The following is a 22,961-nucleotide window of genomic DNA, read 5'->3' on the forward strand; positions in this document are numbered from 1 at the left end:
CACACACTCTCCGCTGGAGGAGTCGTGGCAACCGCCATGCTGAGCATTCGCGACCTGCACAAGACGTACCGAGGTCGCCGTCCGACCATCGCGAACGACGGGATCGACCTCGACGTCGAGCCCGGGACCGTGGTGGGGCTGCTGGGCCACAACGGCGCCGGCAAGACGACTTTGGTGAACCAGGTCGTCGGGATCGTCAAGCCCGATGCGGGCACCATCAGGGTCGACGGCGTGGACGCCGTGGCCGCACCGCACCTGGCCCGCGAGCGGGTCAGCATCCAGGCGCAGGCGAACGTCCCGATCACGGGTCTGACCCCGCGTCGCGCGATCGAGCTCGTGGGTCGCATCCGCGGCGGGAACCGGGCCGCGGTGCGCGCCCGGACGTCCGGGCTGCTCGAGCTGCTGGACCTGGAACCTTGGGCCGACACCCCGGCGCAGAAGGTGTCCGGGGGAGTGGCCCGCCTCGCGGCGTTCGCCATGACGACGGTGGTGCCGGGCCGTGTCGTGGTGCTGGACGAGCCGACGAACGACGTGGACCCCGTGCGCCGTCGGCTGCTGTGGTCGGAGATCCGCCGCTTGGCGGACGACGGCGCCGCGGTGCTGCTCGTGACCCACAACGTGCGCGAGGCGGAGCGTGTGGTCGACCACCTCGCGATCCTGGACCACGGCCGGGTGGTGGCAGCGGGTACGCCCGCGGACCTCGCGGCCGACGTGCGGGGGTCGTTGAGCGTGGAGCTGGACCTGGTGAACGGCTGGCGGGAGTTCCCGGCGTCGCTCGGCGAGGTCGAGGTCACTGGGCAGCGCGCGGTCGCGCAGGTCGCGGCGAAGAACGCCGCGGGTGTGGTCGCGTGGGCCCAGCAGCAGGTCGAGGCCGGACGGCTCGAGCGGTACGCGCTCGTCCCGGCCTCGCTGGAGGACGTGTACATCGGGCTGGTCGGGCCCGAGGCCAACCGCGAGGCCGAAGGGGGAGTGGCCGGGACCGCCGCGGACGCCCGCGCCGCCGGGACTGCCGCGTCCGCCTCCGCGGCCGCGGTGGCCGCCTCCGGTGCCGCCGCCACCGAACCGACTGCCGCGACCGTTGCTGACGAGGGGGATGCGAGATGAGCGTCATGACCGAGGAGATCGAGTCCCGGGAGGTGCTGCGTTCGAGCGGCATCGGCCCGGTGCGGGCGACGCTGCTGCTGGCTCAGTGGCAGCTGCGCCGTCAGGCCCAGATGATGCCGCTGATGGTGGTCGTCCAGGTGTTCATGGCGGTCACGACGGTGCTCGGCTACGGCCTGCTGGTCGGCGACCCGGACCCCTACACCGCGCTGTTCCTGGCGACCGGGGCGCCCACGATCACGCTCATCACGGTGGGCCTGGTGATGACACCGCAGCTGGTCGCGCAGTCGCGGATGGAGGGTTCGCTGGACTGGCTGCGGACCCTGCCGGTGCCACGCTGGTCGTTCCTGGCGGCCGACCTGACGGTGTGGACGTTGATCGCGCTGCCGGGGATGGTGCTCGGCGTGATCACCGGGATGGTGCGGTTCCACGTCGACCTGTCGCCTGCGCCGTGGTTGGTACCGGGTGCGCTGGTGGTGTCGCTGGTGGCCGCGGCGGTCGGCTATGCGATGGCGTCGCTGCTGCAGCCGCAGATCGCGCAGCTCATGACCCAGGCGCTGGTGTTCATCGTGCTGCTGTTCTCCCCGGTGAGCTACCCGGCCGAGCGCATGCCCGACTGGCTCCAGAGCGTGCACCACTGGCTCCCGATCGAGCCCATGGCGCAGCTGATCCGCTCCGGCCTCGCGCACGACACGTTCAGCATGCCGATGCGTTCGGTCGTGGTCCTCGCGGTGTGGGGCGTCGCCTCGGTCGCCGCCGCATCGGCGGCTCTCCGCAAGCGCGCCTGAGGCGCCGCGCGGTCGTGCGTGGGCCGGTCCCACGCACGACCGCGCGTTCGTCGCGCGTGTGCCCGCCTGGGCGTCACCACAACCGCGCGCGTGCCCGCCTGGGCGTCACCACGACCGCGCGTGTGCCCGCCTCGGCGTCACCACAACCACGCGCGAGCCCGCCTCGGCGTCACCACAACCGCGCGCGAGCCCGCCGCACGACTCCGGTCGCCAGCGCTTCGAGGAGCCGCGCGAGCTCGGTGCGGTCGTCGCCGGGCCATCGCCAGACGAGGTCGCGGACGAGCGCGGCCCTGGCGGCCTGCACTTCCGCGACGACCTCGCGCCCGGACGCCGTGAGTCGGAACACGACGTACCGCCCGTCCGAGTCCGAGTAGTCACGCTCGAGCAGGCCGTCCTTGATGGCTCGGCCGGCGAGAAGCCGCACGCGCGAAGCCGGCACCCCGAGCAGCTCGCCGAGCGCGGTCGCGAACCGGATCCCGGTGACATCGATCGCATCGAGCAGCTCGAGCACGGCGGGCTCCACGTCGAGTCCCGCGTCCCGCGCGAGCGTGCGCCGCCGTCCGGCGCACTGCAGGATCCGCACCGCCCGTGCCGCGCTCTCGGTGGCCAGCGCCAGCTCGTCGACCTGGTCCTCGGCAGCCTCGGTAGTCACGTGCTCGACCCTGTCCATCCTTCCCGCGGAGCGCCGGCCGGGCCGCGGTCGCGGTTGATGATCGCGGCCCGCACTTGCCTGTGGGCGACGCGCATCGTCCAGCACGCGGGGGAGGCGGTGTGTTCCTCGCAGTCCCGCATCGCCCGATGCGCTTCTCGCAGAGGTGCACCGGGTGGGCGGCGTATCGGTTGATGCGGGCGGGGGTGAGCGTGGGGGGGTGCGTATCGCCTGGTGCGGTTCTCGGGGAGGTACACCGGGTGGGTCGGGTTTCGGTTGATGCGGGCCTTTGGGTGAGTGCGGGTGGTGCGTATCGCCTGGTGCGGTTCTCGGGGAGGTACACCGGGTGGGTCGGGTTTCGGTTGATGCGGGCGTGAGGGTGAACGGTTGGTGGATCGTGTGTGCGGTGACGTGCGCCCGGACCACCGGGGTGGGTGGGAACACCTAGGATCGGCGGGTGGCCTCAGATCGGTCCGACGGGCACTTGACGCTCTACCTCGTGCGGCACGGACGCACCGTCTTCAACGACCAGCACCGGATCCAGGGGTGGGCGGACTCCGCGATCACCGACGAGGGGATGCGGATCGTCGAGGCCACCGCGGAGCACCTCGCGAGCATCGAGCTGCACGCCGCCTACGCGAGCCCCTCGGGTCGCACGCTCACCACGGCCGACGTGATCGCGTCCTACCACGCCGACCTCGAGGTGGTCGCGCACGACGGCTTGCGTGAGTTCTACTTCGGCGACTGGGAAGAGCGGCCCGAGCAGGAGATCGCCGAGCAGCTCGACTGGCTCGTGCTCTTCCAGGACGTCCTCGCCGGCACCTACCCCGGCTTCCCGAACGGCGAGTCCGCGCGGACCTACCTCGACCGGGTCACCGGTGCGTTCGACGAGATCGAGGAGCGGCACGGGGCCGGGGAGAACGTCCTCGTCGTCAGCCACGGCATGACCTTGATGACCTACCTCGCGTTGAACGGCCAGTTCCCGCGCCGGGCGCTCGGCAACGCGAGCGTGACGATCATGCGGATCTGGTCCGACGGCACCAGATCCATCGAGGTCGTCGGCCACGACCCGTCCGGCGAGGGAGTCGCCGAGCCCGAGATCCCTCGGCGGTGACGCCATCCCGCGACGGTGACGCCGGACCTCGCGTACGTGAGGGAAGACGTGGAGCGGGTCAGACGGATCGAGAGCGACCGCTCGATCGGTGGGGCGAGTCGTCTGGATCGATCGGGTCGCGCAGCCACCTAGACCGGTTCGGTGAGTGCACCGATCACATCGGCCACGGCGCGGTGCGCCGAGTCGAGCACCTGGTTGGGGTCGGTCGCTGAGCCGACCAGGGCCGCGTCGACCGACTCCTTGTAGTACGCCATCAGCAGCCGGCTCGTGGTCAGTGGGTCCAGGCGGAGCCGACGGCCGGCTCGCCGGACGCCCTCCTCCACGATCGGCGCGAGCGACCGCTCGAACTGAGCCCGGTGCGCCTCGTAGGCCTTGGCCAGCGCCGGGTCCCGCAGTGCCATCATGCGGAACTCGCTCTGCACGAGCCCCCAGAGCTTCAGGTCGTACGGGCCGCTCAGCACGCCCGCGACGAGACGGCCGATGACGTCCTCGTCGATGATCGTCGGCCCCGTCCCCGTGGAGTCCGGCAGCAGCTCCTCGACCTGCTCGGTCAGGCGGGCCACCCACACGGCGTTGCCGCGCGCGATGAGCGCGAGGAACAGCTCCTCCTTCGAGGAGAAGTTCGAGTAGAACGCCCCGCGGGTGAACCCCGCACGCTCGGTGATCTGCTCGACGCTCGAGGCCGCGACGCCGACCTCCGCGAACACCTCGAAGGCCGCGTCCATCAGCCGTTCCCGGGTGCGCGCGCGACGCGCGCTCTCGGCTGCGACGCTCGCCTGACTCACCCGTCCCCACCCCTTCGAAGCCGCGTTGGCAATCACGATCCTATCGGATACATTGGTGTATCGGATACAGCGGTGTATCCACACCAGATATCGGTTCTATACGGGGGAAACCTGTGTCCTCATCCCTCTACCGACTCGGGCTGTGGGCGTTCCACCGCCGCGTCCGGGTCGCGCTCGGCTGGCTGCTCGTCCTGCTCCTCGCAGGCGGCGCGGCTCTCGTGCTCAACCAGGGCACCGACAACACCTTCTCCATCCCCGGCACCGAGTCCGGTGAGGCGCTCCAGCAGCTCTCCCGGACGTTCCCGCAGGTCAGCGGCACGTCCGCGACCTACGTCGTGGTCGCGCCGGACGGTATGAACGTCACCGACCCCAGCATCCAGGGCCCGGTCGAGCAGGCCGTCTCGACGCTCGAAGGCGTCAAGGACGTCATCGCAGTCTCGGACCCGTACAGCGACACCGTCTCCGGCCTGATCTCCGACGACGGCTCCGCCGCGGTGATCACCGTGCAGATCGACGGCTCGTTCTCCACCGTGACCAGCGAGACCACCGACGCGCTCGACACCGAGCTCACGACCCTCCGCGACACCCTGCCCGACGGCTCCGAAGCCGCGCTCGGCGGTGACCTCTTCAGCCAGTCGGTGCCGCACATCAGCATCACCGAGGCGCTCGGTGTGCTCGTCGCGCTCGTCGTGCTCGTGGTGACCCTCGGCTCGTTCCTGGCCGCCGGCATGCCGATCCTCACCGCGCTGCTCGGCGTGGCCGTCTCGATGGCCGTGGTCTTCGCCGCGACCAGCGTCGCGACCATCTCCAGCACGACCCCGATGCTCGGCCTGATGCTCGGCCTCGCGGTCGGCATCGACTACGCGCTGTTCATCCTGTCCCGGCACCGGGACCAGCTGCGCGAGGGGCTGGATCCCGAAGAGTCCGCCGCGCGGGCCCTCGCCACCGCAGGCTCCGCCGTCGTGTTCGCGGGCCTGACCGTGATGATCGCCCTGCTCGGGCTCAGCGTCGCGAACATCCCGTTCCTGACCACCATGGGTGTCGCGGCTGCAGGCGCCGTCGGCGTCGCGGTGATCATCGCGCTCACGCTGCTGCCCGCCCTGCTCGGCTTCGCCGGCGAGCGGTTGCGCCCCAAGGTGCGGCGCGCCAAGGGGGCCGACCGGGCGAACGGTGCCGACGTCGCAACCGCACCGCACGGCCGTGCCGCCTACGCCTGGTGGGTGCGCACCGCGACGCGCTGGCCCGTGGTCACGATCCTCGCCGTCGTCGGCCTGCTCGGCCTGGTGGCCCTGCCCGCCACCCACCTGCAGCTTGCGCTCCCGGACGCCGGGTCACAGCCCAAGGACAGCGGGGCCCGGGTCACCTACGACCTGGTCACCGAGCACTTCGGGCCCGGCTGGAACGGCCCGCTGATCGTCACCGGCACGATCATCGGCTCGACCGACCCGCTGACCCTCATGCAGGACCTCGGCGACGACATCGCCGGCCTGCCGGGTGTCGCGGCCGTGCCGCTGGCCACCCCGAACATGACCGCCGACACCGGGATCGTGCAGGTCATCCCGGAGACCGGGCCGGACTCCACGGAGACCGCCGACCTGGTGCGCGAGATCCGCGCCCAGCACGACCGCTACCTCGACGAGTACGGGATCGACGTGTCGGTCACCGGCATCACCGCGATCGGGATCGACATCTCCTCGCGCCTCGGCGGCGCCCTGCTGCCGTTCGGGCTGATCGTCGTCGGTCTGTCGTTCGTGCTGCTCACGATGGTGTTCCGGTCGCTGTGGGTGCCGCTCAAGGCGACGCTCGGCTACCTGCTGACCATCGGTGCGTCGTTCGGGATCGTGGTCCTGGTGTTCCAGGACGGGTGGGGCGCCGACCTGCTCGGCGTCGACCGCACCGGACCGATCATCAGCTTCCTGCCGATCATCCTGATGGGCGTGCTGTTCGGCCTCGCGATGGACTACGAGGTGTTCCTGGTCTCCCGGATCCGTGAGGACTACGTGCACGGCGGCGACGCCCGCTCCGCGGTGCGGACCGGGTTCGTGCACTCCGCGACCGTCGTGACCGCTGCCGCCACGATCATGTTCGCGGTGTTCGCCGCCTTCGTGCCCGAGGGCGACATCAACATCAAGCCGATCGCGCTCGGCCTGGCCGTCGGGGTGTTCATCGACGCGTTCCTGGTCCGGATGACGCTCGTCCCGGCGGTGCTGCACCTGCTCGGCGAGCGCGCCTGGCGGTTCCCGCACCGGCTGGACCGCGCGCTGCCGCACTTCGACGTCGAGGGCGACGGCCTCGCCGCCGAGCTCGCCCTGGCGAGCTGGCCCGAGCCCGGAGCGACCGACGCGGTCGCGGCCGAAGGCCTGTGGCTCGACGGCCCGGACGGCCCGTTCTACCGCGACGTGTCCATGCGGGTCCCCACCGGCGGCACGCTCGTGATCACCGGCGAGCACCGCTCCGGGCGGACGCCGCTGCTGCTCACCCTCGCCGGCCGGGTGCATCCCGACGGCGGGCGGCTCAAGGTCGCCGGCCTGGTCTCGCCGGTCCGCGCCGCCGCTGTGCGCAGCCGGGTGGCCGTGGCACGGATGGCGCGCTCGGTCGACCCGCTGGTCGAGCTCGCCGACGCGATCAACTCGCGTGCCCCGATCGTCGCCATCGACGACCTCGACGTCGTCACCGACCCGGCGGTGCGCCGTGACGTCGCGGCCGGCCTCGCGGCCGCCCGCGCCCGCGGCGTGACGCTGCTGGTCACCTGCCTCGAACCCGCGGGCCTCCAAGGCCTGCTGCCCGCCGGTCCGGTCGTCCTCGTGGACGTCTCGGCCGCCGCCACCGTGGAGGTGCGCTGATGCTCATGCCCCTGTCGCAGGCCCAGCGGGCCCGCTTCGCCAACCGTGCCACCTGGCTCAGCGTGGTCGGGCTCCTGCTCGTCCCGCTCGTGGTGGGCGGGCTGCTCACCTGGGCGCTGTGGGACCCGACCAACCGGCTCGACCGGGTCACCGCCGCGATCGTCAACCTCGACGAGCCGGTCCAGGTGAACGGCCAGACCGTGCCGCTCGGCCGGCAGCTCTCCGCGGCCCTCGTCACCGGTGAGGGCACCGGCGACGTCGGGTCCGCCACATCCGGCAGCACGGGTAGCAGCACGTCCACCAGCACGGACAGCAGCACCGACTCGACCTCGGACACCGCCTCGGACACCCGCACCGACTCGGGCTCGGACAGCGTGCCGAACGTGTCCGGCACCGGCGTGAGCACGACCTTCGACTGGGTGCTCTCCGACGAGAGCGACGCCGCGTCGGGTCTCGCCGACGGTCGCTACGACGTCGTGCTCACCATCCCGGCGAACTTCTCCGCGTCGGCGACCAGCTTCTCCGGCGACGCGGCGAACGCCCAGGCGGCGACCTTCGACGTGACCACGAGCAACCAGGCGCGCCCGCTCGACGGCACCATCGCCCAGGTGCTCGCGACCACGGCCGCCGACGTGCTCGGCACGCAGCTCACCGAGAACTACCTGTCCACCGTGCTCGTCTCGTTCAGCACGATGCACGACCAGCTCGGCTCCGCGGCGGACGGCGCGACCTCGCTCGCCGACGGTGCCGACCAGCTGTCCTCCGGGACCGGGCAGATGGCCTCGGGAGCCAGGGACCTCTCGGGCGGCCTCACCCAGCTCTCCGACGGGACCTACCAGCTCTCCTCCGGCCTGGCCCAGCTCGCCGACGGCGCCGGGTCGCTGTCCTCCGGCCTGACGAAGCTGGCCTCGGGCAACACCGACCTGTCCGACGGGCTCGGCGCGCTCGACGGTGGGGCGGCGCAGCTCGCCGACGGGCTCGACCAGCTCGCCGCGCAGACCGCCGCTGCGGCGCAGACCGCCGCCGACGGCGTCCCGGACGCGCAGCAGTTCGCCGCCGGGCTCCAGGCAGCCGCCGACGGCGTGAGCGGCACGGGTGGGCTCGCCGACTCCGCCGAACAGCTCGCGGCCGGCGCGTCCGGCCTCTCGACCGGACTCGGCACGTTCCTGAGCCAGGCGGCCACGCTCGCGAGCGCGTGCTCGCCACCGACCTCCGACGCGACCGCCTGCGCCACGCTCGAGGGGCTCATCGCCAGCCAGCAGCGCACCGACGTCACGGCCGACCAGTCGCTGACCGTCGCCGCCGCCGGGCTCGCCTACGGCGCGCAGGCCATGTCCGACGGGATCTCGGTGGGCAACCCGCCGACGCAGCCCGGCCTCGCCGACAGCCTCGACCAGCTCGCGGCCGGTGGGCAGCAGCTCGCCGACGGCGCGCAGCAGTCGGCCGACGGCCTGAGCACGCTCGCGAGCTACCTCGCCCAGTCCGCCTCGGGCGCGGACCAGCTGGCCTCCGGCGCGGCCGACGCGGCCTCGGGCGCGGACCAGCTGGCCTCCGGCGCTGCCGACGCCGCGTCGGGTGCCGGCGCGCTCGCCAGCGGCGCCCAGCAGTCCGAGAACGGTGCCTACCAGCTCGCCGACGGACAGGCCGGCGCGGCCACCGGAGCCGGTGACCTCGCCGACGGGGCCGACCAGCTCGCCGACGGTGCGACCCAGGTCGCCGACGGCGCGGACCAGCTCGCGTCCGGCCTGACCGAGGCCGTCGACCAGATCCCGACCTACACCGACGCCGAGGCGACCTCGCTCGCCGCGGTCATCGCGACCCCGGTCACCGCGACCGAGTCGTCCTCGCCGCTCGGCAACGCCAGCGTCCCGATGCTCGTGGCGCTCGCGCTGTGGCTCGGCGCGATGGCCACCTACCTGGTGCTGACGCCGATCAGCCGTGAGGCGCTCGGCTCGCCGAGGTCCTCGGTCGCGCTCGCCTGGCGCGCGCTGTGGCCGGCCGCAGGGATCGGCGTCGGGCAGGCCGTGGCGCTCACCGTGGTGATGGGGATCGCACTCGACCTCGACCTCGGGCAGTGGTTCCAGTTCGGCGGCCTCGCGGTGCTGGCCGCGGTCGCGCTCACCGCGGTCAACCAGGGACTGTCCGCGCTGCTCGGCGGCGTCGGCCGGTTCATCGCCGTGGTGGTCGCGGTGGTCACGCTCGCCACCGGGGTGATCTCCACCGCGCCCGCGCTGCTCACCGGGCTCGCCGGGGTGCTCCCGACCGCCCCGGTGGTCGAGGGGTTGCGCGCCGTCGTGTTCAGCGAGACCGGCTTCGTCGCAGCCGCCGTGATGCTCGTGCTGTGGGGCGCCGTCGGGTTCGCCGCCGCGATCGCCGCGGTCGCCCGCAAGCGCGTCGTCGAGGTGGGTCAGCTGGCCCGCTGGGCCCGCACCGCCTGAGGTAGCGTCACCGGCCCGTGCGGGCGCCCCGTCGCGGGCGCACGCACGGGCCCGGACGCGGCCGGACCCGCCGACCGGGCACGGCCGCTCGTCCTACCAGGACCCGCCGCCGCCCCCGCCGACGCCGCCGCCGGAGAACCCGCCGCCGCTGGAGAACCCGGACGACCCGCTGGACCCCGGCGTCGGCGCCGAGATCGCGGTGTCCGCGACCGACGTGAAGCCGGACAGGTCCTGCTCGAACGCCCCCGCGTACGCCCAGAAGTACGCGTGGCCCCACGGGCCCACGTACCAGGTCGGCGTCGCGAGCGGCACGCCGCGCGCGGCCAGCTCGGCGAACAGCCGGGTCCAGCGCTCGGTGAGCCCGAACGCCACGGCGTACGGCAGGTACCGGCTGAACAGGTCCTCGCCCTCCTCGAACCGCAGCTGGTCCGCCTCGGCCGTGGCGAGGTAGCGGCGGAAGCCCTCGGTCTGCGCGAGCACCGCGCTGCCCGCCGCGGTCCGGGCCGGTGCGAACTTCGACAGGATCACCACCAGGAAGCCGACCAGCACCAGCGGCAGCGGGACCAGCCCCGCGTGGGTCGTCGCGGCGAGCAGCACCGTCAGCCCGAGCCCGAGCACCACGAGCCCGACGCCGGCCGCGATCCAGCGCATCCGCACCGTGCGCGGGTTCGCGGAGAACCAGCCGCGGTCGGTGACGTCCTCGTAGAGCAGGGCCTGGACGCGCTGGAGTGAGGACAGGAACGTCGTGCGCAGCTCGGACAGCTCGACCGAGGAACGTGTGCCGACCAGCGCGGACAGCAGCCGGTGCTCGTAGCCGACCAGGTCGGAGTCCGGCTTGTCCGTGCGGGTCAACCGCCAGTCCGCCTTGCGCGACCCCGGCTGCGGGTCGCCGATCCGCTCGATCACCAGGTACCCGCGCACCGCGAGGTCGATGATCGACGCCGTGACGTCGCGCACGTCGGCCTGCTCGTCGACCAGCGTGCCGAGCTGACCGGGGTGCAGGCCGGGCGGGGGAGTGAACTGCACGCTGATCGGGGTCGAGCGCCGCGGACCCGTGGCGTGCTCCTGCCCGGGCGCAGGTTCCAGGCCGGGCGTCAGGCCCAGGTACGCCTGGTCGCGCCCGCGTCGGCGCACCCGCCAGATCGCCAGGCCGCCGCCCACCAGGGCGACGAGCGCGGCGCCGAGCCCGCTGCCGGCGCTCAGCGCGAACGCGCGCTCCGGGGCCCAGCGCTCCTGCAGGATCGGCTCGGTGTGCACCGTGCCCGCGGGCATCGCCGCGACCACGCTGAGCTGCTCGCCCGGGCTCACCAGGCTCTGCCGCCAGGCCGCCTGCGAGCCCTTCGAGGTGGCGTCGTCGCACGGCGTGGCGGACCCGGTCGGGCCCGCGTAGCAGGCCACGTCGGTGATCTCGCCGGGCGCGTCCAGCGTGACGGTGACGTTCTCCAGCGGCACGGTCCAGTACTGGCCGATCACGTTGAGGTACAGCTCGTCCTGATCGAGCTCGCCGCTCGGGAACGGGTAGCCGGCCGGGTTCACCCAGCCGTCGACGTCGTAGGTGATCCGGTAGCTGTGCTCACCGGTGATCGTGGTGTCCTCGTCGCCGATCCGGATCACCAGCTCGTCGCCGTCCTCCTCGGTGGACACCGCATCCGGTGCGTCGTCGCTCGAGACCCGCAGCCGCGAGTAGCGGTACACCCGGTCCTGGGTGTCGTCGTAGTACTGCTTGACGACGTACGTGAGGTACGGGCCGTGGTTGGGGGACTGCCCGAAGTCCATCGTGAGGTCGAGCACCACGTGCGCGGTGCCGTCCTTGTCCAACGTGATCGCCTCGTCGTAGGACGTGATGACGTCCTCGGAGTCGGCCGCCGCCGGCCCGGCGAGCGCCAGCAGGGCGCCCAGCCCGACCCCCACGGCAGCGACGAGCCGACCGAACCTGCGTACCACCTGCACCGAACCAGCCCCCTGCGTCGCCGTCGTCACCGAACCCTGCACCGATCCGCCCGGTCTCAGTCGTGGCGACGCAGGCTCATGGCGGCCTGGGCCTCGCGGTTCTCCTGGCGCTCACGCAGCGCGTGGCGCTTGTCGTACTCCTTCTTGCCCCGCGCGAGCGCGATCTCGACCTTGGCGCGGCCGTCGACGAAGTACAGGCTCAGCGGCACCACGGTCACGCCCTTGGCCTGGGTCTCGTGCGCGATCTCGGCGATCTGGCGCCGGTGCAGCAGGAGCTTGCGCTTGCGGCGTGGGGCGTGGTTCGTCCAGGTGCCCTCGGAGTACTCCGGGATGTGCACGTTCTCCAGCCAGGCCTCGCCGTCGCGGTCCACCGCGACGAAGCCGTCCACGAGCGACGCGCGCCCCGCCCGCAGCGCCTTGACCTCGGTACCGGTCAGCACGAGACCTGCCTCGAAGGTCTCGTCGATGTGGTAGTCGTGCCGCGCCTTCTTGTTCGAGGCGACCAGCCGACGCCCGGTTTCCTTGGCCATGCCTCCAAGGTTAGGGGACCGGCCCGCACCGACCCGAGCCGATTGTCGAGGCCCGCACCGCCGGCCGCCTGCTACGAGCCGCCGCCGGCGACCCGATCGGCTGCTACTTCGCGATCAGCGGCCAGGGGTCGGTGGTCGCGCCGTTGATGTACACCTCGAAGTGCAGGTGGCACGCGGCCGACGTGCCGGTGTTCCCGGCGTAGGCGATCAGCTGGCCCTGGGACACCTTCTGGCCCGCGGACACCGCGAACGAGCTGAGGTGGTTGTAGCTCGACATCAGCGACTTGCCGTTCCAGTACCCGTTGTTCAGCATGACCTGGTTGCCGTAGCCGGCCCGGTACTGGGCCCACTCGACCGTGCCAGCGGCCGCCGCGTACACCGGGGTGTTGCACCAGGTGCGCAGGTCGACCCCGGCGTGCATCCGCCAGTAGTGCAGGATCGGGTGGAACCGCATGCCGTAGTCGGAGGTCTTGTAGATCGGGTTGACCGACGACGGGTTGATGAACGGCTGCGACGCCGTGGAGCCGATCGGGGTCTGGCCGGCCTTGCGGCGGGCCTCCTCCTGGGCCGCGACGATCTTCTTCAGGTCGGCCTCGAGCTGGGCCTGCTGCTTCTCGAGCTCGGCCTGCTGGTCCTGCAGGGACGCCTTCTGGCTCTCGATCTCGGCGGCCTTGGCCTTGGCCTCCTTCTCGAGCGCGACGAGGTCCGCCTTGCGGGCCTCGGCCTTCTGCCGGGCGACCTCGGCGTCGGCGACGTTCTGGTCGGCTTCCTTCTTCAGCTCGGTGATCTGCTCGCGGACCGCCACCAGGCGTGCCTCGCGGTTGCGGTTCACGCCGACGATCTGCTCGACCTCACGCAACGCCTGGGTCTGGGTGCGCAGCGCGACCGACGCCAGCTCGGACTGCTGCACGAACTCGTCGGTGCTCGAGGAGTCCAGCACGGCGGACATCGCCGAGGTGGTCATGTCGCCCTTGTAGGCGTCGCGCGCCATCCGGCCGATCGCGGCGCGCAGGTCGTCCGCGCGCTGGGTGTCCGTCTCGATCTTCGTGGTGATCTCGGACTCCAGCGTGGTCGCCGTCTCCAGGCGCTGCGCGATGATCGCGGCCTCGCGCTGCAGCGTGGCGAGGGTGTCCTCGGCTTCCTTGAGCTGCGCCTCGGCGACCGGGATCTGGGCCTGGATGCCCTGCAGCTCGGCGTACGCGTCGATCAGGGCCTGACCGGTCTCCTCCAGCTCGGCGCTCAGCTCGTCCAGCGCCTTGTTCACCGCGTCCTGGCGGGCCTGGTTCTGCGCCCGCTTGTCGTCCCACTCGTCGGCCTGCGACGGCACCGCGAAGCCGACGGTGACCAGAGCCACGCCGATGAGCGCGGCCATCAGGGCTCTCAGCTGGCGTCGCATCATCACACCTTCGTGTATCGGCTCAGGGAGACCAGAGATGACACCGCGGCCAGGCCTATGGCGATGACCAGGAGGATCGGCGCGATCGTCCACACCGCGTCGGTACCGATGTAGCGGATGAAGCTGACCGACCCGGCGAGCCAGTCCTCGACGAGGTACCGCACGCCGAACCAGAGCCCGGCGATCGCCAGTCCCGCGCCGAGCGTCGCGGCGATCGCGCCCTCGAGCATGAACGGCAGCTGGATGAACAGGTTGGACGCGCCGACCAGCCGCATGATCCCGGTCTCGCGGCGTCGGCTCATCGCGGACAACCGGATGGTCGTGGTGATCAGCAGCACGGCCGCGAGCAGCATCACCGCGGCGAGCGCGGCGGCCATCAGGGTGGCCCGGTTCAGCACCAGGATCAGCGGTTCGATGACCTCACGCTGGTCACGGACCTCCTCCACGCCCTGCCGGCCGGTGAAGTACTCGCTGACCACCTGGTACTGCTCGGGGTCCACCAGCGCGACGCGGTAGGACGCCTGCATCTGGTCCACCGTGACGCTCTGCGCCCACCACTCGTCGCCGAACCGGTTCTGGAACGACTCGAACGCCTGCTCCTTGGACTCGAAGTAGACCTTCTCCACGTACGGCGCGAGGGCGTCGGACTCGAGCTCGGCGCCGATCGCGTCGATCTGGTCCTGGCTGGCCTCGCCGCCCGCGCAGGTCGCCGCCTCGGAGTCGGCCGGGCACAGGAAGATCGAGACCTCGACCTTGTCGTACCACTCGTCCTTGAGCTGGTTGATCTGCAGCTGGAGCAGACCGGCCGCGCCGACGAAGGTCAGCGACACGAACGTGACGAGGATGACCGAGACCGCCATCGACATGTTCCGGCGCAGGCCGAGGAGCATCTCGGAGAGGATGAACTGGAGTCGCATCGCGGGGTCCCCTCAGCGGTCCGAGCCGTAGACGCCGCGGGACTGGTCGCGCACCACCTGGCCGGTGTCCAGCTCGACCACGCGCTTGCGCATCTGATCGACGATCTCGTCGTCGTGGGTCGCCATGACCACCGTGGTGCCGGTCCGGTTGATCCGGTCCAGCAGCCGCATGATGCCGACGCTCGTGGTCGGGTCGAGGTTCCCGGTGGGCTCGTCGGCGAGCAGGATGCTCGGCCGGTTGACGAAGGCGCGCGCGATCGCGACGCGCTGCTGCTCACCACCGGACAGCTCGTGCGGGCGGCGCTTCTCCTTGCCGCCGAGCCCGACCAGCTCGAGGGTCTCCGGGACGGTCGTCATGATGTGGTGCTTCGGCTTGCCGATCACCTGCAGCGCGAACGCGACGTTCTCGAACACCGTCTTGTTGGGCAGCAGCCGGAAGTCCTGGAACACGGTGCCGATCTGGCGACGCAGGTAGGGGACCTTCCAGGTGGACAGGGTCGACAGGTTCTTGCCCGCGACGAACACCAGACCTGCGGTGGGGCGCTCCTCGCGCAGCATCAGCCGCAGCATCGTGGACTTGCCCGATCCGGAGGCGCCGACGAGGAACACGAACTCGCCGCGCTCGATCTCCAGGTCCACCGCGTCCAGCGCCGGTCGGGCGCCGCGCGCGTAGACCTTGGTGACGTTCTCGAGTCGGATCACGGCGTCCCCACGTCGAATGGCAAGCGAACAAGCGCGCCACCTGGGCGTGCTCCGTTCGACTGTAAGCACGAGCGCCGCCGGTTCCGGACCCAACACGCCGCCCTGACCTGTGACGATGTCGTGCGATTCGGACATCTCGGGCGGGCGCGCGGCCCGGGCCGGGGGTGGATCAGCCGGTTGCGGTGAGCCCGTGGAGCCGGCCGAGCGTCTCGTGCATGACGGCGGTGAGCGAGGCCGTCGTGTCGTCGGTGGTCCAGCGGTCGAAGGCGGTCCGGAGCACGGCGAGGCCGGTCTCCGCGGCGAGTGCGGCGTCGAGCTCGGGAACGCCGCGGCTGCGCAGCACGCCGGCGAGGGCGGTGGACATCGAGGAGAGCTTGGCCAGCTCCCGCTCGAGCAGCTCGGGTGTGGCGTCGATCACCGCGCGGCGCCGGCTGGACCACTCCCGGTCCTCGCCGACCAGTGCGGCGAACTCGTCCAGCGCGGCGGTGACCACGGCGAGCGGGGGAGCGCCGGCCGGGGTGGCCTCGGCGGCGGCGACGAAGCGCCGGGTGAGCACGTCGTTCCCGCCGAACAGCACCTCGCGCTTGTCGGCGAAGTAGCGGAAGAACGTGCGGGCCGTGAGCCCGGCGCGCTCGGCGATGTCGGCGACCGTGGTGGCCTCGTACCCGCGCTCGGCGAACAGCTCGAGCGCGGCGAGCCGCAGCCGCGACTCGGCTCCCGGTGCCCACCGACCCATGGCAGCAGGGTAGCGGCCCGGAGCACGCGATGACACAGAGTGACATCGCGTGTTAGCGTCGATGTCATCACGTGACATCACGTCGCGGACGACCGACAGGAGAATCGCCATGCGCATCGTCGTCACCGGGGCCTCGGGCTGGATCGGCTCGCACACGGTCCCCGAGCTGCTCGCGGCCGGGCACGAGGTCATCGGCCTGGCCCGCTCCGATGCCTCGGCCGACCGGATCGCCGGCCTCGGGGCCGAGGTGCGCCGCGGGGACCTCGAGGACCTCGCCTCGCTGCGCGCCGCGGCCGGCGACGCCGACGGTGTGGTCCACCTCGGCTACGACCACGACTTCTCCGACATGGCTCACGCGCTCGAGACCGATCGCCTCGCCATCAGCACGCTCGGTGAGGCGCTCGAGGGGCGGGGCGGACCGCTGGTCGTGATCGGCGGAACGGGCGTGCGGCCCGGCCAGGTGTCCACCGAGACCGACACCCCGGCGCCCGCCGGCAACCCCCGTGCCGCCCACGGCGACCTGGCCTTCGGCTTCGCGGACCGTGGCGTGCGGCCGATGGTCGTCCGCTTCCCACCCACCGTCCACGGCCGCGGCGACCACGGCTTCGTGGCGCGGCTCGTGCGGATCGCCCGGGACGCCGGGTTCGCGGGCTACCCGGGCGACGGGACCAACCGCTGGCCCGCGGTGCACGTGCGCGACGCGGCCCGGGTCGTCGCGCTCGGGGTGGACCGCGCACCGGCGCGCACGGCGCTGCACGCGCTGGCCGAGGAGGGCATCACGACGCGACGGATCGCGGAGGCGATCGGCGCGCGCTACGACCTGCCCGTGCGCTCGGTCGCGCCGCAGGACGTCGAGGCGCACTTCGGCTGGCTCGCCATGTTCTTCGCCGCGGACCTGCCCGCCTCGAGCGGGCTCACCCGCGAGCTCCTCGGGTGGGCGCCCGATCAGCCGACCCTGGTCGAGGACCTCGCCGCGGGCGCCTACGACGGGGCGTGAGCGCTGAGCGTGAGGTCCACGAGCACCTCGCTCGCGATCTGCTCCAGGGTGGCGCGGAGCTCGGCCAGGTCGAACCCGTCGGGAACGGCGACCAAGGCCCGCGCCTCGAAGAGCCGGCCGCCGACCATCGGGGCCTCACGTGTGGAGGTCTCCAGCTCGGTGACGCTCAGCCCGTGCTCGGCGAGCGCGGCGGAGACCGCGTGGACGATGCCCGGGTGGTCGTTGCCGAGGACCTCGACCAGCACCTCGCGCCCGGCCGACCGGGCCTCGTCCGTGCCGGTCGGCCCGGCGGTGCCGGTCTGCACCTCGACGTCGAGCAGCCCGCTGAGCCGGCGCAGGGCTTCCTGGAGCTCGGCGGCGCGGGCCGGCGGCACGGACACCTCGACGATCCCGGCGAACTTGCCGGCCAGCTCGGCGAGGTGGCTGCGCTCCCAGTTCCCGTCGTGCGCGGAGACGACGTCGGCCAGGGCCTTGACGAGCCCGGCGCGGTCGTCGCCGATGACGGTGAGGACGAGCGTTGTCACGGCGTCGATGCTACCCAGGGTCGCCCGGAGATCGGCCGGGGCGCGACCCGGCGACCGACCCGCGTCGGCCGGGGCAGGATGGGGGCATGAAGGTCGCGCGTCGCTCGCTGGTCCCACCGTTCGCGGTGATGGAGGTGATCGCCGCGGCCAACGCGAGACGAACGCTCGGGCACCACGTGCTCAACCTGTGCGCCGGCGAGCCGTCGGCCGGGGCTCCCGCGGCCGTGCGGGCCCGCGCCCGCCAGGCGCTGGACGCGGGCGAGCTGGGCTACACCGAGGCGCTGGGCATGCCCGCGCTGCGGCACGAGATCGCCGGGCACTACCACCGCTGGTACGGCGTGGCGGTGGACCCCGGGCAGGTGGCCGTGACGACCGGGGCGTCGGGCGGCTTCGTGCTGGCGTTCCTCGCGGCCTTCGAGGCCGGCGACCGGGTCGCGGTGGTGCGCCCGGGCTATCCGGCCTACCGGAACCTGCTCGCGGCGCTCGGCTGCGAGGTGGTCGACGTGCCGTGCGGACCGGCCGAGCGCTACCAGCCGACCCCTGCGCTGCTCGACGCCGTGGTGGCCGGGTCCGGGCCGCTGGACGGCCTGATCCTGGCCGGGCCGGCCAACCCGACCGGGACGCTGATCGAGCCGGCGACCCTGGACGCGCTCGCGCAGTGGTGCGCCGAGCACGGCGTGCGCCTGGTCAGCGACGAGCTCTACCACGGCATCACGTACCGCGACGGTGCCGCCGACGCGATGCGCGACCTGCTGCCCGCCGGGTCGTCCGCCGGCGCGCCGACCGCCGCGACGAACCTCGACCAGGGAGTCGTGGTCGCGGGGTCGTTCTCGAAGTACTGGGCGATGACCGGGTGGCGGCTCGGCTGGCTGCTGCTGCCGCCGGACCTGCTGGCCCCGGTGGACGCGCTGGCCGGGAACCTCGCGCTGTGCCCGCCGACGTTGTCCCAGCAGGCGGCGACCGCGGCCTTCACGCCCGAGGCGTACGCCGAGGCGAACGCGAACGTGGCGACCTACGAGCGCTCGCGTGCGGTCGTGCTCGACCGGCTCGCCGACCTGGGCTGGCGGGACGCCGCACCCGCCGACGGCGCCTTCTACGTGTACGCCGACATCTCGGCCGCGGGTCTCGACTCGCGCACGTACTGCACCCGCCTGCTGGCCGAGGCCGACGTCGCGCTCACGCCGGGCACCGACTTCGACCCGGTCGACGGGACGCGGACGGTGCGGCTGTCGTTCGCGACGACGCCCGAGGTGGTCGGCGAGGCGGTCGACCGGATCGTCGCCTGGTCCCGGACGCTCTGACCGGGACGCTCTGACCGGGACGCTCTGACCGGGACGCGCTGGGCCCGCGGCGCGGGTCCGCCGCGAGGCGCGCGCTCTGCCGCGCCTAGGTCCAGGGCGTCTGCGCGACGCGCTCGAAGAGCAGGCCGAACTCGGGGCGCGCGCGGGCGGCGAGCGCGGCGTCCAGGTCGCCCGCGAGGATCGCGTCGACCACCGCGGTGGCGGCGGCGACGTGCTGGTCCACGACGGCGCGCCAGTCCGGGTCGACGTGCGTGTCGATGCGCCGCAGCAGGTCCAGCTGCACGCGCAGGATCGAGGCGACGACGGTGCGCAGGACGCCCGGCGGCGGGGTCGAGACGATCGTGGCGAAGAGCTCGAGGCTGGCGCGGACGACGTCCCGCAGGGAGTGGTCGGCGGCGGCCAGGGCGTCGGCGCGTCGACGCAGGACGGTGCGCGCGTCGTCGTCCAGGCCCCGGATCGCGTCGTCGATGACCAGAGGCGCGAGCGCGTCGAGCACCCGGGCGATCTCGGCGTAGTCGACGGGCGCCCCGGCCTGCCCGCGCACCGAGCGCACCAGGTCGGACAGCGCCGAGCTCTCGCCCTTGAACACCCCGCCGCCGGGACCGGTCCGCACGACGACCTCGCCGGTGGACTGGAGCAGGCGCAACGCCTCGTGCAGCGTGCCGACCGAGACGGCGCACGCCTCGCGCAGCTCGGCCCGGTTCCCGAGGCGTGCGCCCGGGTCGAGGTCCCTCGCGAGCCGGCCGATGGTCTCCGCCGCGACCTCCGCGCGGGACCGGGACGCCGTCGGTGCTCCGGTCATGTGCTCCTCCGTCCGGGTGCTCTGCGCCGCGGTGGGCCGCCGGGGCGGGCACGGGGCAGCTGCGTGAGGTATTCTTCATGAAGAATTATGGCCGATGTCGGTCCCCGGCGCCAGCGGCCGCTCCGAAGGCCGCCGGCGCAGCGGGCCGCACGTCGCCCCACCGGACACCCGAACGGAGACCCAATGGCGGACGACGCCGCAGCCCCCCGACCCCGCCGCACCCGCTCGCGGGGCGCGAAGGTCGGGATCGCGCTGGGGGCCACCGCGGGCGTGCTCGTGCTCGCCGGCCTGGTCGCGTTCGTCGTGGTCAAGCACAAGGTCGACACCTACGTGGACCCGTGGGCGCAGAAGGTCACCGACGCCGGGTACGTCGCCAAGCGTGCGCAGGTCAACCAGGTCGACTTCAGCTACGTCGAGGGTCCGGACAACGGCACGCCGTTGGTGCTGCTGCACGCCCAGCTCATGGACTGGTTCGACTACAGCCGGGTGATGCCGGCACTCGCCGAGAGCTACCACGTGTACGTCGTCGACTATCAGGGCCACGGCGAGACCACGTACCCCGACGACTACCCGATGACCGCGAACCAGATCGGCGCCGACCTGGGCGACTTCATCGCCCAGGTGGTCGGCGAGCCCGCCTACGTCTCCGGCAACTCCTCCGGCGGCCTGCTCACCGTCTGGCTCGCCGCCAACCGGCCCGAGCTGGTCGAGGCGATCGTGCTCGAGGACCCGCCGCTGTTCGCCGCCGAGTACCCGCGGATCAAGCAGACCATCGCCGACAAGGCGTTCGCGAGCAGCTACGCCGCCGCGACCGAGGGCGACGACGGCGACTTCCTCCTGTACTGGCTCGACTACAACACGAGGTTCTTCGACACCTACGTGTTCCCCGGCTCGTCCGGCGTGATCACGTACTTCGTCGGTTCCTACCGCGAGGCCAACCCCGGTGAGCCGGTCGAGCTCGGCATCATCCCCAACGAGACCGTGAAGCTGCTGATGCGCGGCCTGGAGGAGTACGACCCGCGGTTCGGCGCCGCGTTCTACGACGGCACCTGGAACGAGGGCTTCGACCACGCCGAGGCGCTCTCCGAGATCACCTGCCCGACCCTGCTGCTGCACGCGGACTTCTCCTGGACCGAGGACGGCATCCTCGACGGCGCGATGAGCCAGGAGGACGCCGACCGGGCCATGTCGCTGCTGTCCGACGGGACCTACCTGCGGGTCGACTCGAGCCACGTGATCCACCTCGAGGAGCCCGAGGAGTTCGTGCGGGTCGTCGACGACTTCCTGCTGGGGGAGCAGGGCTAGCCGCGGGACGGCGCGATGCGTCCGTGCGGACGCGGGCTCGGCGGGGAGCGCGGTCAGCTCTGCGCGCCGACGCCCTGGCGCCAGCGGATGCCGGCCTCGATGAACCCGTCGATGTCGCCGTCGAACACCGCGGCCGGGTTGCCGACCTCGTGCTCGGTGCGCAGGTCCTTGACCATCTGGTACGGCTGCAGCACGTAGGAACGCATCTGGTCGCCCCAGCTGGCCTTGATGTCGCCGGCCAGCTCCTTCTTGGTGGCGCGCTCCTCCTCCTGACGCAGCAGCAGCAGGCGGGACTGGAGCACGCGCAGCGCGGCTGCACGGTTCTGGATCTGCGACTTCTCGTTCTGCATCGACACGACGATGCCGGTCGGCAGGTGGGTCAGGCGCACCGCCGAGTCCGTCGTGTTCACGGACTGGCCGCCCGGACCCGACGAGCGGAACACGTCGACCTTGATCTCGTTCTCCGGGATGTCGATGTGGTCGGTCTGCTCGATCAGCGGGACCACCTCGACCGCGGCGAACGAGGTCTGCCGGCGGCCCTGGTTGTCGAACGGCGAGATCCGCACCAGGCGGTGCGTGCCGGCCTCCACCGAGAGGTTGCCGAACGCGTAGGGCACCTTGACCTCGAAGGTCGCGGACTTCAGCCCGGCTTCCTCCGCGTAAGAGGTGTCCAGGACCTGGGTCGGATACCCGTGCCGCTCGGCCCAGCGCAGGTACATCCGCAGCAGCATCTCGGCGAAGTCGGCCGCGTCCACGCCGCCGGCCCCGGACCGGATGGTCACCACGGCCTCGCGCGAGTCGTACTCGCCGGACAGCAGCGTGCGGACCTCCATGGCGTCGAGGTCCTTCTTCAGGGCGACGAGCTCGGCCTCGGCGTCGGCCATGGTCTCCGCGTCGTCCTCCTCCTCGGCCATCTCGACCAGGGTCTCGAGGTCCTCGAGGCGCTGGTGCATGCCGGTGACACGCTCGAGCTCGTTCTGCGCGTGCGAGAGGGCCGACGTGACCTGCTGCGCCTTCTCCTGGTCGTCCCACAGGTCCGGCGCTGCGGCCTGCTCGGACAGGTCGGCGATCTTGGCGCGCAGCCCGTCCGGATCGACGACGGCGCTGATCGTGCCGAGCGTGGTCCGCAGGGCGGAGATCTCGGTGGGGAAGTCGGTGGCAGCCACGACCGTCCAGGGTACCCGGGTGCGCGGCGCCGGTCGTCCCGGGTCGCGCCCGGGTCCAGGTCCGAGCCACGGGCCGGCTGAGACGGGACGGTTCGCGGAACGGAAGTCCGGCCCAATCCCTGGGCAAGGGTGCGTCGACCGGCCTAGCGTCATAGGTATGACGCACGTGATCCTCGTCCCGGGCTTCTGGCTTGACGGTGACTCGTGGGGGAAGGTGACCGCGGCCCTGCACGCGCACGGGTACGACGTCGAGCCGCTCACGCTGCCCGGCAAGGAGTCCCGCGACGCGGACCGCTCGAACGTGCGCCTCGCCGACCACGTGGCCGCCGTCGTGGCCCGGGTCGACCAGGCCCCGGAGAAGGTGGTGCTGGTGGGCCACTCGGGCGGCGGGTCGATCGTGGCCGGTGCGGCCGACGCGCGGCCGCACAAGGTGGAGCACGCGATCTACGTCGACTCCGGACCGTTCGCCGACGGGCAGATGATCAACGACGAGCTGCCGGTCGAGGAGGACGAGGTGCCGTTCCCGGGCTGGGACGCGTTCGAGGACGCCGAGCTGCGGGACATGACCCCGAAGGTGCGCGCCGAGCTCGAGCGGATCGCGATCCCCGAGCCGGCCGGCGTCGCCCGGGACCCGCTGCGCGTGCACCACGGCGACCGTTACTACGTGCCGACCACCGTGATCGCCTGCTCGATCCCGTCGGTCACGCTCGAGAAGCTGATGGGCGACGAGCACCCGTACGTGCGTGAGCTCTCCCGGATGCGGCACCGCAGGATCGTCGACCTGCCCACCGGTCACTGGCCGCAGCTGACCAAGCCGGCCGAGCTGGCGTTCGAGATCGTGGGGATCGTCGAAGGACGCGGGGGAGCGGGCGAGGTCGCGGTCGGCGGCTGAGCGCCTCGAGTGGCACCCCCGCACG

At 72.4% G+C, this 22,961-nt stretch carries 20 protein-coding genes; 9 read left to right on the forward strand and 11 right to left on the reverse strand.

All coding sequences use genetic code 11. From position 1 onward, the window contains the following. Positions 1–36 precede the first annotated feature (36 nt). Both OEB99_RS05315 and OEB99_RS05320 read left to right on the forward strand, forming a co-directional pair. Entirely contained in the window at positions 37–1,104 is a 1,068-nt protein-coding gene (locus OEB99_RS05315; protein WP_263508798.1) for an ABC transporter ATP-binding protein, read from the forward strand. Then, a complete protein-coding gene (locus tag OEB99_RS05320) occupies positions 1,101–1,889 on the forward strand; it encodes an ABC transporter permease (protein WP_263508800.1) in 789 nt (262 codons plus the stop codon). Before OEB99_RS05315 ends, OEB99_RS05320 begins: the two co-directional genes overlap by 4 nt. A gap of 169 nt (positions 1,890–2,058) precedes the next feature. Here the strand turns inward: OEB99_RS05320 and OEB99_RS05325 are convergent, their stop codons facing one another. Then, positions 2,059–2,541 carry a MarR family winged helix-turn-helix transcriptional regulator gene (locus OEB99_RS05325; protein WP_263508801.1) on the reverse strand — a complete coding sequence of 161 codons (483 nt, stop codon included), beginning with the start codon at positions 2,539–2,541 and terminating at the stop codon, positions 2,059–2,061. 454 nt (positions 2,542–2,995) lie between these two features. Here OEB99_RS05325 and OEB99_RS05330 point away from each other — a divergent pair, with 454 nt between their 5' ends. Then, positions 2,996–3,652 (forward strand): histidine phosphatase family protein, encoded by a 657-nt coding sequence (locus OEB99_RS05330; RefSeq protein WP_263508802.1) that lies wholly within the window; start codon positions 2,996–2,998, stop codon positions 3,650–3,652. Positions 3,653–3,780: 128 nt separating this feature from the next. Here OEB99_RS05330 and OEB99_RS05335 read toward each other — a convergent pair whose 3' ends face one another. Continuing rightward, positions 3,781–4,437: a TetR/AcrR family transcriptional regulator gene (locus OEB99_RS05335; RefSeq protein ID WP_263508803.1), complete on the reverse strand. Its 657-nt coding sequence runs from the start codon at positions 4,435–4,437 to the stop codon at positions 3,781–3,783. Positions 4,438–4,550: 113 nt separating this feature from the next. Between OEB99_RS05335 and OEB99_RS05340 the strand changes: the two genes are divergently transcribed. Continuing rightward, positions 4,551–7,280: an MMPL family transporter gene (locus OEB99_RS05340; RefSeq protein ID WP_263508805.1), complete on the forward strand. Its 2,730-nt coding sequence runs from the start codon at positions 4,551–4,553 to the stop codon at positions 7,278–7,280. Beyond that, positions 7,280–9,718, forward strand: a complete 2,439-nt coding sequence (locus OEB99_RS05345) for a YhgE/Pip domain-containing protein (RefSeq protein ID WP_263508806.1) — start codon at positions 7,280–7,282, stop codon at positions 9,716–9,718. Before OEB99_RS05340 ends, OEB99_RS05345 begins: the two co-directional genes overlap by 1 nt. Positions 9,719–9,811: 93 nt before the next feature. Here the strand turns inward: OEB99_RS05345 and OEB99_RS05350 are convergent, their stop codons facing one another. The 6 genes from OEB99_RS05350 to OEB99_RS05375 all read right to left on the reverse strand — a co-directional run bounded on the left by OEB99_RS05350 (position 9,812) and on the right by OEB99_RS05375 (position 15,949). Next, the gene (locus tag OEB99_RS05350; RefSeq protein WP_263508807.1) at positions 9,812–11,698 is read right to left on the reverse strand and encodes a DUF2207 domain-containing protein; all 1,887 of its coding nucleotides are present in this window, start codon (positions 11,696–11,698) and stop codon (positions 9,812–9,814) included. A gap of 26 nt (positions 11,699–11,724) precedes the next feature. After that, positions 11,725–12,198, reverse strand: a complete 474-nt coding sequence (smpB, locus tag OEB99_RS05355) for an SsrA-binding protein SmpB (protein ID WP_263508808.1) — start codon at positions 12,196–12,198, stop codon at positions 11,725–11,727. 103 nt (positions 12,199–12,301) lie between these two features. Next, complete coding sequence (locus OEB99_RS05360; RefSeq protein WP_263508810.1) at positions 12,302–13,594, reverse strand: M23 family metallopeptidase; 1,293 nt, start codon at positions 13,592–13,594, stop codon at positions 12,302–12,304. A 2-nt stretch (positions 13,595–13,596) separates the two neighbouring features. Then, complete coding sequence (ftsX, locus tag OEB99_RS05365; RefSeq protein WP_263508812.1) at positions 13,597–14,511, reverse strand: permease-like cell division protein FtsX; 915 nt, start codon at positions 14,509–14,511, stop codon at positions 13,597–13,599. A 12-nt stretch (positions 14,512–14,523) separates the two neighbouring features. Then, complete coding sequence (gene ftsE / locus OEB99_RS05370; RefSeq protein WP_263508813.1) at positions 14,524–15,213, reverse strand: cell division ATP-binding protein FtsE; 690 nt, start codon at positions 15,211–15,213, stop codon at positions 14,524–14,526. 169 nt (positions 15,214–15,382) lie between these two features. Further along, entirely contained in the window at positions 15,383–15,949 is a 567-nt protein-coding gene (locus tag OEB99_RS05375; protein ID WP_263508814.1) for a TetR family transcriptional regulator, read from the reverse strand. 109 nt (positions 15,950–16,058) lie between these two features. On the opposite strand from OEB99_RS05375, the gene OEB99_RS05380 reads away from it, so the two are divergent. Then, entirely contained in the window at positions 16,059–16,946 is an 888-nt protein-coding gene (locus tag OEB99_RS05380) for an SDR family oxidoreductase (protein WP_263508816.1), read from the forward strand. Here OEB99_RS05380 and OEB99_RS05385 read toward each other — a convergent pair. Next, on the reverse strand, positions 16,931–17,470 hold the full coding sequence (locus OEB99_RS05385; RefSeq protein WP_263508817.1) for a glycine cleavage system transcriptional repressor: 540 nt from the start codon (positions 17,468–17,470) through the stop codon (positions 16,931–16,933). The two genes, OEB99_RS05380 and OEB99_RS05385, sit on opposite strands and share 16 nt — an antisense overlap. A gap of 86 nt (positions 17,471–17,556) precedes the next feature. Between OEB99_RS05385 and OEB99_RS05390 the strand changes: the two genes are divergently transcribed. Next, positions 17,557–18,771, forward strand: a complete 1,215-nt coding sequence (locus OEB99_RS05390; protein WP_263508819.1) for a pyridoxal phosphate-dependent aminotransferase — start codon at positions 17,557–17,559, stop codon at positions 18,769–18,771. Positions 18,772–18,856: 85 nt separating this feature from the next. Here the strand turns inward: OEB99_RS05390 and OEB99_RS05395 are convergent, their stop codons facing one another. Continuing rightward, positions 18,857–19,573 (reverse strand): GntR family transcriptional regulator, encoded by a 717-nt coding sequence (locus OEB99_RS05395; RefSeq protein WP_263508821.1) that lies wholly within the window; start codon positions 19,571–19,573, stop codon positions 18,857–18,859. A gap of 183 nt (positions 19,574–19,756) precedes the next feature. Between OEB99_RS05395 and OEB99_RS05400 the strand changes: the two genes are divergently transcribed. Continuing rightward, on the forward strand, positions 19,757–20,878 hold the full coding sequence (locus tag OEB99_RS05400; protein ID WP_263508822.1) for an alpha/beta fold hydrolase: 1,122 nt from the start codon (positions 19,757–19,759) through the stop codon (positions 20,876–20,878). 53 nt (positions 20,879–20,931) lie between these two features. Here the strand turns inward: OEB99_RS05400 and prfB are convergent, their stop codons facing one another. Beyond that, positions 20,932–22,044: a peptide chain release factor 2 gene (gene prfB / locus OEB99_RS05405; protein ID WP_263508824.1), complete on the reverse strand. Its 1,113-nt coding sequence runs from the start codon at positions 22,042–22,044 to the stop codon at positions 20,932–20,934. Positions 22,045–22,201: 157 nt separating this feature from the next. Between prfB and OEB99_RS05410 the strand changes: the two genes are divergently transcribed. Further along, complete coding sequence (locus tag OEB99_RS05410) at positions 22,202–22,936, forward strand: alpha/beta fold hydrolase (protein ID WP_263508826.1); 735 nt, start codon at positions 22,202–22,204, stop codon at positions 22,934–22,936. The last annotated feature ends 25 nt before the right edge of the window (positions 22,937–22,961 follow it).

Origin of the sequence: Actinotalea endophytica (genome assembly GCF_025717005.1) — a bacterium.
GTDB lineage: Bacteria > Actinomycetota > Actinomycetes > Actinomycetales > Cellulomonadaceae > Actinotalea.